Source organism: Pedobacter sp. KACC 23697 (assembly GCF_045348445.1).
GTDB lineage: Bacteria > Bacteroidota > Bacteroidia > Sphingobacteriales > Sphingobacteriaceae > Pedobacter.
The window spans coordinates 1,638,323-1,650,381 of record NZ_CP157485.1 but is presented as its reverse complement, the minus strand read 5'-3'; the positions used below and the strand labels follow the sequence as shown (position 1 = coordinate 1,650,381).

Below are 12,059 nucleotides of genomic sequence, written 5' to 3'. Positions count from 1 at the left end.
CTAAACCCGTTTCAAGGTATTTCAACCGCCTTTTATCCACTCATTTTTTTGATTACGTATCCCGTTGGTTTCAAGTATTTGCCCCAGTATTTTTTTGAAATCTATTCATGAAGCATGGCCGGTTAATGAACCAAAAAATCCTTTTCTAACTTAATATCATCTGATGAACCACCCAACATTAGATGATAAGTTCCAGCTTCTACTTCCCATTGCATCTTCTGGTTATAAATTTCAAGATCTGTTGCGTTTATATTGAAATTGATGGTCTTTTGTTCCCCGCTCTTCAAAGCCATCCTTTTAAACTTGATGAGTTGTTTAACAGGCATCACCACTGAAGAATTTTTATGTTGCAGATAAAGTTGCACCACTTCCTCTCCATCTGTTGATCCTGTGTTTTTCAAATCAAATTTAACATTCACCATTTTTTGCGCCGGAAGATGCTCAATCTTAAGATTCTGATAGGCAAAGGAAGTATAGCTTAATCCATATCCAAAAGCATATAAAGGTTTAGCATCCATTTCTATATAATCATGTTTCTCCGGATAGCGTGCATTGTAATAAACCGGTAACTGTCCGACAGATTTGGGAACCGAAATTGTTAATCTTCCTGCAGGATTGTAATCACCGAAAAGTACATCGGCAATCGCATGACCGCCTTCCTGTCCCGGGTACCAGGCATCCAGAATGGCGGGAACATTTTCGGCAGCCCAGTTTAAGTTCAAAGGTCTTCCCTTTATCAATACCAGTACTACTGGTTTCCCTGTTTTCATTACTGCTTTCAGTAACTTCATCTGGTCGCCCATTAAATCAAGCGTAGCCCGGTCATATCCTTCACCACTTTCCATATCGCTAAGGGTTTCTGTTTTTGCACTTACTTTTGCCGCACCGGTTTCAATGTATTTCGTTTTAAAATCCCGGGCGCTGGAGCCACCCAACACCATTACCACCGCATCAGAGTTTCTAGCTGCCGTAACTGCATCATCAATCTCGCTCGAAAGCGTATCGCGGATGGCGCAACCTTTTACATAATTGATCTTGGTTGTTTCGCCCAGTTTGTTTTTAATCCCCTGTAAAACCGTGACTACATTACCTGCTGCCTGTGGAGCAGTGTAATCGCCTAACTGGTTGTAAACATTGTCGGCATTTGGGCCTATAACGGCAATACTTTTTAATTTTTTACTCAGTGGAAGCAGCTGGTTCTGATTTTTTAACAAGATAATCGATTCCCGGGCAACCTCGCGTGCCAGGTTAACTTTTTCGGCATTTCTCACTTTTTGCCTAGCCACTTGTGGGTTAACATAAGGGTTTTCAAATAAACGCATCCGGAATTTTATCCGCAGTACCTTACTTACAGCGGTATCCAATACCTTTATGGAAACTTTACCCTGCCTGATGGCATCAAGTAAAGCTTTACCATACCCTATTCCGCTTAAATCGGCATCTAAACCAGCATTAATAGCCAGCGAAGCCGCATCGGCCGCTGTTTCGGCAACATGGTGATTCGATTTTAAACCCGAGATACTGTTCAGATCAGAAACCACAAAGCCCTTAAAACCCCAATCTTTAATCAGTACATCTTTAAGCAGCATTTCATTTGAGGAGCAGGGAATGCCATCAATAGAATTGTATGAAGTCATTACCGACAAAACCCCTGCTTTAACTGCGGCTTTAAACTGTGGCAGGTAAAACTGATGCAAAGTGCGCAGGCCTAAGTTAATACTGCTTCCGTTATGTCCGCCCTCCGGTGCACCGTAGGCAGCCAGGTGTTTCAAGGTAGCCACAACATTCACTCCGCTATTAATCGATTTCCCCTGCATCCCGCTCACCATGGCCTCGCCCATTCTGCTGATCAAAACATGGTCTTCTCCATAGGTTTCCTCTACCCTGGACCATCTTGGTTCGCGTGCGAGGTCAAGCACTGGTCCATAACCAACATGCCCGCCCTGCACGCGGGTTTCTTCAGCAATTGCCCTGGCCATTTTCTCAATCAATTCCGGATCAAAAGTACTGCTCTGCCCTATTGAAGTCGGAAAAACGGTAGTACCAATAGCCATGTGGCCGTGTGGTGCTTCCTCAGAAAGTAACACAGGGATACCCAAACGGGTATTTTCAACCGCATATTTCTGAATGGCATTCGTCGCTTTTGCGGCCAGTTCAGGATTTAACCCATTTGCCAGTGTCTTTTTGGTCCAGGGATCTGCCCGTAGCGTAGCCCACAACATTCCGGTATAAGACTCCTTCAGTGATTTTTTAAAGGCTTCACTTACCTCAACTTCATCACCTTTTCTATTGTACATAGGCCAGCCTAATGGCATAGAAATCTGTCCAACTTTTTCTTCGACAGTCATTCGTGAAAGCAAATCTTTAATACGGCTTTCTACAGGTGCTTTTGCATTTTTGTATAAAGGAAGTGCACTTTTATTTTGTGCGAAACCCGGGAGGTATGTTGAAAACGCCAGCCCCAGACATAAGGCAATTTGTATTTTTTTATTCATATTGGTTAAAATTATGCCCAGGCCTTCTTCAGGAAACGCAACCAATTTCCGTGCATCAGGTTTTCAACATCCGCATCGGTATACCCTCTTTTTTTAAATAAATCAGGCACCTTCTGTAAATCGGCAATGGTTTCCAGGTCGTAAGGACACTGCTCTTTGCCAAAGGCACCATCCAGATCTGAACCAATGCCTACATGAATTGCATTGCCTGCAAGCTGACAAATATGGTCGATATGATCGATCATTACCTCGAGGTTACAGTTCATCACCTTAGGTTTTGAAATACCACGTTGCCAGTTAGGCACCATCATCCAGGCATCAAGTGCGGCACCAATTACCGCTCCGCGATCAATGAGCGCTTTAATCTGCTCATCGCTGTACTGGCGGTTATGGTTTACCAAACTGCGGCAATTGTTATGCGAAGCCCAAACGTGTCCGTTAAATCTATCCAGCGCATCCCAAAAACTATCATCACATAAATGCGTGGCGTCTAAAATAACATTCAACCGTTCCATTTCTTTTAACAGCTCACGTCCTAATGCCGTCATATAGCCTGTGGCATCCGTTCCCTGTGCATACCGGCCGGGGCCATAATGTGCAGGACCAACCGCACGTAAACCGTTCTGCCATGCCCGTTCCAGGTGTTGTGGCGTAACAAATGAATCTGCACCTTCCAGACTAAGGATGTAGCCTACAGGTTTTTCACTTGCCGGCTGATCATTTTGCCATAAGGTGATGTGTTTTTCCAGTGTTTCGAGGTTATAAACCTGAAACATTTCACCGGCATCTTCCATGGCCTTGTACCAGGCCAGCTGTCCCTGGGTTTGCGCCCAGGCTTGTTCAGGAGAATGCCAGCCAGGCAACCGGTTATCAGGCGCCACATATCTTGCAATTTGTGTGGCCACCACCAGACCAATATTTCCTCTGCGCAACTCTGGCAAAGATACGGTTGCCAGGGTCCGATCCGGTTTATCGGTCAAACCCGCTTCGCGATGGTTGATGGCTGAAACCTCCTGTGTTAAATCACGGTTCCATTCCAAAGCATTCATGCTTAAATCCAAATGGGCGTCTATTGTAAACATGCTTATTTTTTAAATGGTCAATTTTCTTTTTCGGGAAATCATATCCCAATGCTCCATGGATTGATCTGCCTTCAGGCAAATGGCCTGCTCATGGAGGGCAACAGTTGGGCAAATATGATAAGGTAATCCATACAGCATATCGCCCGGCAAATAGGCTTCAGGTGCAGGGTTGCATAATACAAGGTGTTCTTCACTCTGGCTTTGAACTTCGAGAAACGGGGCATTGATAAAATACACCCGGTTTTTAAGCTCCTTTTCGGCTGCCACCGCTTTGTGACCAAGGTCAGCACATACCAATTCTTTATCCGGAAGGGAAACTACCCTGCTTGCTACCAACGCAGCCGTGTAAAACGGTTGCTCCGGATAAGCATCCTGATAACCCTTATCCCATAGGATAAAAGTACCTGGACTACATTCAAAATCGGTTTTTGACGCGTAGATTGGAAATGTAGGGGTACCACCTGCTATAATGGTAAGGTCATACCCTAAATGTGATTCAAGCTTTTCACGCAGATCAGACAATTGTTTAATCACAGGTGCGGATTTCTCCATCCTGATTTCCATAGCGGCATCATGAAGGTGGCCATCATAGGCATGCAAACCTTTAATTTTTAAACCGTTTAAGTGCTGCAAGCTTTCCGCTAATGCAAAGGCCTGATCTGGCAATATACCGGTTCTGTTCATACCTACATTCAAATCGATGTAAACATCCACTTTTACATCCTCTTCAATCGCCTTTGCAGATAGCTGTTTGGCTATGATCGGGTGATCTACCAGACAGCTGAAAGCCGTATCAGGGTACTGACTGTTGAGTTTAAAAAAGCGGCTGATATTTTCGGCCACCGGTTGATAAGCCAGCAAAACATCAGGTGCCTGATCCATCGCCAGCATTTCTGCCTCTGCAATGGTAGCACATTTAAATTTGTTGATGCCTTCCGATAACAGCAGCCTGGTAATTTCCCTGCACTTGTAGGTTTTCACATGGGGCCGTAACCGGTCTATGCGATTAATCATGCTTTTTAACAGACTGATATTAGCTTTCAAACGCTCCTCATAAAAGATAAGTGATGGTGTTTCTATATGTGCTTCATCAGGCAGCAGATACCAGGCTTGTTCTTGCTTCATTTTAAAATAATTCGAATAATGCCTCAATTTCTACGGGAATATTATCGGGCAATGAGCCGAAACCAACTGCGCTGCGTACGCCAATCCCGTTTTCTTCGCCCCATACTTTTGCGAAAAGCTCACTACATCCGTTGATAATGAAAGGGTGTTTTTCAAATTCCGGCGTACAGTTTACCATGCCCAATACTTTAATTACGCGTTTAACTTTATTCAAACTGCCTAAATTGGCTTTAATTGTGGATAACATGGTTAAACCTACCTGCAAAGCAGCAAGTTTACCATCTTCCTGATTTAAATCTGATCCGATACGACCGATAATAAGTGATTTATCATCCTGCACTGGTCCGTGACCGCTCAGATAAAGATATTTCCCATCAACCAGGCAAGGCTTATATACCCCCAGCGGCGCAGGCGCAGGTGGAAGGTTCAGTTTTAATTGTTCGAAGCGTTCGTCGGGAGTTAAATTTTCCATTTTATATATGTGTTATAATTAAGCGATAATCAGGTGAAGCAAAAGTATGGCAAGCAGACCAACAATGCCAACAATTGATTCCATTAATGCCCATGATTTAAAAGTATCTTTCAAGCTTAAGCCAAAGTATTCTTTAAACATCCAGAATCCGGCATCGTTAACGTGCGAGAACATGAGGCTCCCGGCACCTACCGCCAGCACCATCAGGTTTGGATTGGTATGTGTCTGCTCCATTAAGGGTACAATGATACCGGCAGTGGTTAAACCTGCAACCGTTGCAGACCCTACACAAAAGCGGATCACAGCCGCGATCAGCCAGGCCAGAAATAATGGCTCCAGCTCAACATGCCGGAGATAAGCCGCAATTTGGTTACTCACACCGCTCTCGGTTAAAATCTGCTTCAAAGCACCAGATCCGGCAATAATCAGTAAAATCAGGGCAATATCTTTTACCGCATCGCCATAAATCCTCATAATTGCAGTTATTTTTCTACCCTCAGATAAACCCAATAACCAGGTAGCCGCAATCAATACGATCAGCATCACCACAGAAGGCTGACCGGCAAATAAAATGTAAGGTAAAATGGCTGAATTCGGACTCAGTAAAAGCGGAAGGAAAGAGGCAGCAGCCAATAATATAACCGGAAGTAAAGCGGTGAAAAAACTTTTGAAACCGCTGGGCAGATCCTGATCAGCGCGTTCGACAGCACTGAAAGAAGCGATGGGTACTGCGATAATACTTTTTAAAGTCCGCGAAAAAATGGGACCGCCGATCACGATTGCGGGGATAGAAACGGCCAGACCATATAATAAAGTTAAGCCCATATCAGCCTTAAATTGCACAACCAAAGCTGCCGGCGACGGATGTGGAGGTAAAAAACCATGGGTAACTGAAAGTGCAGCAAGCATGGGCAAGCCGATATATAAAGCTGGTAATTTGTAACGATAAACCACCGAGAAAATCAGGGGGACCATCAATACGAAACCAATGCCGTAGTAAAGCGGAATACCAATCAGAAATCCTGTTAGCACCATGGCCCATTGAATATACTTTCGTCCGAACACCTGCATACTTACCTGGGCAATTTTTTGTGCAGCACCGCTTTCGGCTACCAGTTTACCCAACATCGCACCCGTAGTGATGATGATCGCCAACGAACCCAGTACATCACCTATCCCCTTTTCTATACTGGCCGGGATTTTCGCCGGAGGTAAACCCAACGTTAAACCGGCAATGAATGACACCAATAAAAAAGAGATGAAAGCATTGATCTTAAAAACCGAGATCAGTATAATTAATAGTGCGATGCAGAGCAGAACGATTAGAATAGTCATTTAATTTACGATAATTTCATCCAACATTAGCCAGGCTTTTGTTCCTGCGCCATAAAAACCATTGGGAATGATCTCAATATTACTGGCTTTAATCCTTACGTACCGGGCTTTTGCAGGCGTAATTTTATGCAAGGCCGCGTTGATGCCTTCCACACTGAAAACGGTTTGCCTTGATACTTCTTTGTAAACCTGCTGATCAGTTGAAACTTCTACCAAAAGTAGTTTAGGCGGATGCATTTTTTGCCACTGATAGTTTAAGGTATTGATGCCCACTTCATGTATCGTTTTTTCTTCACCTAAATCAACCATGGCTTCAAAATCTCCTCCGCTAAGCCCCAACCACTCTCCATTATTGTATACATATGATCCCTGAATACCATTGGTTAAACGTTGGGCACCGATATTATAATTGCCCTCTCCGCTATGGGTAAGTGTCACTTTTTTACCTGTTGCCATACTTTTAACGATAACCTGTTCAAACATTTTCCCGACCGGCTTGCCCGCTATAAAAAGCTGAGCTTTTACGGTTGAAGATTTCGTAATGGGGATCGGAACAGAGTATTTTATGCTGCTTAAACCAGGTTTTTTGTCATTTAAAGTATAACGGATTTCAGCATTTGGCAAATCAGTACTTAATGCAAAGGCCTTTGCCTCATTTACACTTTCGCCCGTAATGTCATAAAAGGCAGTTGAATAATTCAGGTGTTTCAAAAACCGCCCATTTGCCTGAAGACGGGCCAGGAAATCAGGATAGTTCTTACTTGCTTTTGCAGACCATGCTATTTCTGCAAGAGCAATCACCCGCGGAAAGATCATGTACTCCGCTTTGGATGCATCGCTCAGGTATTCGCTCCAAACGTTGGCCTGAACGCCTTTAATATATTGTTGTTCGGCTGCATTTAGTTCAGCCGGCATGGGTTCATACTCGTACACTTTTTTTAGTGGCAAATAGCCACCGGCTGCAACTTGTTCCGTTTTATTTAGCGATTGATAATAATCCAGATAGAGAAACTTTTCAGGTGTCATGATTACCTCATGTTGCTGTTTGGCCGCAGCAATTCCACCTTCCAAACCCCGCCAGCTCATAACGGTAGCATCGGGTGCCAGGCCACCTTCTAAAATCTCATCCCAGCCAATAATCTTTTTACCTTTAGCGTTCAGGTATCGCTCCATACGCGCAATAAAATATGATTGCAGTTCGTGCTCATCTTTCAGGTGCCCTGCTTTAATTCTTTTTTGGCATTTGGGACAGTTGTGCCAGCGGTTTTTCGGACATTCATCGCCCCCAATGTGGATATAGGCTGAGGGAAACAAAGGAATTACCTCATCCAGCACACCTTCAAGAAATTGAAAGGTTTCTTCATTTCCGGCACAGAAAACATCATCAAAAACGCCCCAATAGGTCGCCGTTTGGTAAGGTCCGCCGGTACAACCCAGGTTAGGATAAGCCGCCAGTACAGCCTGCGCATGTCCTGGCATTTCAATCTCTGGGATCGTGGTAATCTGGCGTGCACTGGCATAGGCAACAATTTCCTTTACTTCTTCCTGCGTATAATAACCACCATATCTTTTACCATCAAAACGGTGCGGATTAGCCCTTTTATGGCCGATCAGTGTCTCATCCCGATAAGCGGAAACACTTTGCAGCAAGGGATATTTTTTGATTTCTATCCGCCAACCCTGATCGTCGGTTAAATGCCAGTGAAAAGTGTTGATTTTGTAAAAAGCCAGAACATCGAGCCACTTTTTGATCGATTGAACACTAAATAAATGTCGGGCCACATCCAGATGCATCCCCCGGTAAGCAAAGCGTGGTTCATCCTGAATATGATAAGCTGGAACAGTAATTATCTTTCCTTTCTTCCTGATCAATTGAACCAGCGACTGTAAGCCATAAAACAACCCTTTTTCATCAATGGCTTTAATGGTAATGCCTTGTCTGGAAACATCAAGTAAATAACGTTCAGATTTTAACTTCAGGCGGGTATCTACCATCAGGTTGATTCCTTTGGGCACTGGTTCACGGCTTCTTGATAGTGTAAAACCAGATACATCTTTAAGATACTGATCAAAAAATGCTGTGCTTAGAGGAGTGGAGCCGGAAATATGCAACCTGGTTGTTTTTTGTATCGCAAAACTTCCCGAATGTTTCATTTCAACAGCAGGCTTAGGAATAATCCCTGATCCGCTATACCCCTGCGCCAATATGTTACCCGAAAAAAACTGAACGCCCAATGCAAAAAGCAAGGCGAGCCATTTTACCCGATCTGAAAGCGCTCGATTCAGGAAACACGTCATCATAAAACCTTTTAGCATTCCCTAAGGTAAGTTTAAAACTTTATTTTCTCCTTCTATTATTACACTTTGCTGTTCTACAATGGCTTTATATTCGTAAGCACCTTTAGGTAATTTTACCGTTCCGCTAAAAGTTCCATCAGCCCTGATATTTACCCAAGGACTCATTTTCCACGCGCCTGCATATAAAGTTTCTACCTGCCCCAGGTATGGGCGATAGTAGAATCTTGCCCGTTGAGGTATAATTTTAGCATAGTTAAGTACCTTGCCATTTAGTGTGGTAACAGCTGCAGCTACTTTAAAGTCGCCACTTTGCACCATTGCCGCTTCAGTAAATACCGGTTCAACATTTTCCAGCTTAATTACCACAGGATTTGGCCAGCGGTGATCGTCGTAAATACGCTGTGCCTTCACCACAGAAAGCTCCAGACCATTTGCAGTCTGTTTAAATTTCGATGATACATCCAGATCAGGTTTGTATTCCATAATCTGGCTGTTTTGCCCCAATACGTTGATTTTTGTATTTGCAGTAGCCTTGGCAGATTTTAAAATAAAAGTTTTACGTTCGCCTTCTTTCCAGTTTTTAGCATCCATCACAATGGCAAACAAATTTCCCGGTGCTTTTTGGGTGAAGTAAATATTTTGCTCTTTACTCACCACCCAGCTGCGCACATTGTCCATAGCTTCATGGTTGATAAAGTACCACCCTCCCATTTCACGTAAACGATCCCCCTGCTCGTTGGGCAGCGCGCCATTTGCCTTCGGCCCCACATTGAGCAGCAATGAACCGCCTTTAGCACGGGCCTCGATCAATAACTCGATTAATTGCGAACCCGATTTATATCGCTCATTGGTAGGTTGGTACTGCCAGGCCGTGCCTATGGTAATCGGAGATAACCAAGGCTGCGTAATTTTAGCCCCCGGCAATGTTTGCTCTGGCGTTAAAATTGCACCACGGGTAATCAGAATATCAGGCTGCATTTTCCAGGCGGTTTCTTTAACGGCTTCTTTCGGGTCGCCATCAATAAACAAGACATCAATCTTACCATAATTCTGCATCAGTTCTTCCGTTTGTTTACGGTTATATGCTGCATATTCCTTTTTGGTCGACTCATCCAGATTGGTAATATTTCTGCTGATGGGAATTTTATGTTTATACAGGAAATTAAAATCTTCCGGCGAAAAGTAAAAACCAACATCGAGCCCGGCTTCACGAGTAGCTTTTACAAATTCTTTCAGCAGGTCTTTTTTATAGGGTGTATTGGTAATTTTAAAGTCTGTAGTTTTGGTATCCCAGAAACAAAAACCAGCATGGTGTTTAGTGGTAAACACAATGTATTTCATACCAGCCAGTTTGGCCAGTTCGGCAATTTCTTTCGGATTAAAAGATGATGGATCAAATGTTTTAGGGAGTTCCCTAAAATAACGCTCCGTGTAATCATCAGAAGCGCCAACCAAAGAGTGACTGATCACTACACCCAGTTGGGCATCCACATTGAAATGGATAAATAAACCCGCTCCGGTGTTACGCAGCCATTCCTCACGTTCAGGTTTGTTTAAGTTATAATTACTGGAAGTTTCATCTTCTACCACATCATTGCGTTGGGCAGAAACCGTACCCGTAAAAAATAAACAGACTAATAGTATTCGATATATCATTCTTCGGATCATTTAATTCATCCGGCAAAGCTTTGGCTGCCCTGCCGGATGATTATCAGCACATTATAGTTTGTCCCACCAGATGCGGGTCATGAAATCATCGGCTCCCTGACGGGCAATAGCCGCATCAAGCGATGCACGGTTTAAGTTCTGCTCGGAAAGTGGATATAACATTCTCCTGAAAATCCGGCCTCCGGTAGCATTTCCTACATAATTTACGGGCACCAATGCCGGATAACCTGTTCTTCTGTAACTGGCAAATGCTTCCTGTGCATCAGGGAATGCCGCCAGCCAATATTCTGTATAAATCTGCTGCATTTGTGCATCAAAAGTTCCAGTGGTATTAAACGGGTGGTATTTGATATAGGTATTGATCTGCAAATCGCTGATGATCCCATCTGACGGAGCAATAATTGCCCATTGTTTCATGGCCGCGCGGATCCCCGATTCGTAAAGTGTACCAGCAGTACTACCCGTATACCATCCACGCAAAACGGCTTCTGCCAAAAGGAAATTGGTTTCAGCTGTTGTATAAATGAGCTTTGCCCCTCCCTGGGCCAGCACCGTTTTCTGATTGGGCTCTGAATAGGTTACAAAATCAGCCGGTTTTGCGCTTAAAGTGGCAGGCATACCTTTTTGTATCGCCATAGAAGTATCGGCAACTCCATTTATATACACCACAGAAAGAATCCCTAAACGCGGATCTTTATTGGTTTTCATGTAAGTGATGAAGGTATTCTGATATTTTCCGCCTTCTGGATTGCTGTTGCCGTCAGCTTTGATATAATCACTGTTATACAAACTAAAGGCAATGGGATTTTTATTGATATCCTGGCCGGCACTCATGTAAGTGATTTTAGCGATATCGGCATCATCGGTAATCACACCTCCGGCTATTGCTCTTTTCACCCAGGTTTCGGCCAATGCGGCATCAACCTTAGTTAAACGCATGCCCAAACGAAGCATTAAGGAGTAAGCAAATTTTTTCCACTTAACGGTATTACCGGCATAAATCAAATCAGCCTGACCAAAGGTAGCTTTAGCAGCATTTAAACCTGATGCAGATTCGTCCAGTTCCTTCAGCATGTCTAAATAGATACTTCTTTGCGGATCGTAAGCAGGTTTATAGTTCGAATTGGTGTACCCCTGGGCCGCTTCAGTATAGGGTACATCACCATATAAATCGGTAATGCGACTAAAGCAATAAGCTCTCCAGATTCTTGCCGCGGCTAATAAATTCACCTGTTCAGGATCATTTTTCACCGCATTGATCACCAGTGCCAGCTCATTAATTTCCTGATAGTAGGCATTGCTGAATTGAGCCATAGACTGTTGGTTTTGACTGGACACATATTTCGATCCGAAACCAGCCACATCATTAAAACTGGTGGTGTACTGCATGGTACCCAGCAGCAGAATAAGATTATTCTTGGCACCATCATATTGTGCTTTGGTAAAAACATAAGCAGGCTGAATGGTGGTGGAGGATTCAGGATCGGTATTAATCTCCTGAAAATCTTTTGTACAAGAAGCTAAAAGCGTGCTAACTAACAAGACGCAAACAGCTGATTGATATTTTTTCATTAACTTTTTCAT

At 43.6% G+C, this 12,059-nt stretch carries 8 protein-coding genes; all 8 read right to left on the bottom strand.

The genetic code is table 11. The features are described 5' to 3' along the window. Nucleotides 1–122: 122 nt before the first annotated feature. The 8 genes from ABEG20_RS06240 to ABEG20_RS06205 all read right to left on the bottom strand — a co-directional run bounded on the left by ABEG20_RS06240 (nt 123) and on the right by ABEG20_RS06205 (nt 12,059). Nucleotides 123–2,495, bottom strand: coding sequence for a glycoside hydrolase family 3 N-terminal domain-containing protein (locus ABEG20_RS06240; RefSeq protein WP_406826522.1), 2,373 nt, complete (start codon nt 2,493–2,495; stop codon nt 123–125). An 11-nt stretch (nt 2,496–2,506) separates the two neighbouring features. Next, nucleotides 2,507–3,577, bottom strand: a complete 1,071-nt coding sequence (locus ABEG20_RS06235; RefSeq protein ID WP_406826521.1) for a dipeptidase — start codon at nt 3,575–3,577, stop codon at nt 2,507–2,509. A gap of 9 nt (nt 3,578–3,586) precedes the next feature. Next, nucleotides 3,587–4,702 carry a D-TA family PLP-dependent enzyme gene (locus ABEG20_RS06230; protein ID WP_406826520.1) on the bottom strand — a complete coding sequence of 372 codons (1,116 nt, stop codon included), beginning with the start codon at nt 4,700–4,702 and terminating at the stop codon, nt 3,587–3,589. A gap of 1 nt (nt 4,703) precedes the next feature. Further along, nucleotides 4,704–5,174, bottom strand: coding sequence for a RidA family protein (locus ABEG20_RS06225; protein WP_406826519.1), 471 nt, complete (start codon nt 5,172–5,174; stop codon nt 4,704–4,706). A gap of 18 nt (nt 5,175–5,192) precedes the next feature. Next, a complete protein-coding gene (locus ABEG20_RS06220; RefSeq protein WP_406826518.1) occupies nt 5,193–6,509 on the bottom strand; it encodes a gluconate:H+ symporter in 1,317 nt (438 codons plus the stop codon). Beyond that, nucleotides 6,510–8,810 (bottom strand): family 20 glycosylhydrolase, encoded by a 2,301-nt coding sequence (locus ABEG20_RS06215; protein WP_406826517.1) that lies wholly within the window; start codon nt 8,808–8,810, stop codon nt 6,510–6,512. Nucleotides 8,811–8,828: 18 nt separating this feature from the next. After that, nucleotides 8,829–10,463, bottom strand: a complete 1,635-nt coding sequence (locus ABEG20_RS06210; protein WP_406826516.1) for an alpha-L-fucosidase — start codon at nt 10,461–10,463, stop codon at nt 8,829–8,831. Between the two features lie 63 nt (nt 10,464–10,526). Next, complete coding sequence (locus tag ABEG20_RS06205) at nt 10,527–12,059, bottom strand: SusD/RagB family nutrient-binding outer membrane lipoprotein (RefSeq protein ID WP_406826515.1); 1,533 nt, start codon at nt 12,057–12,059, stop codon at nt 10,527–10,529.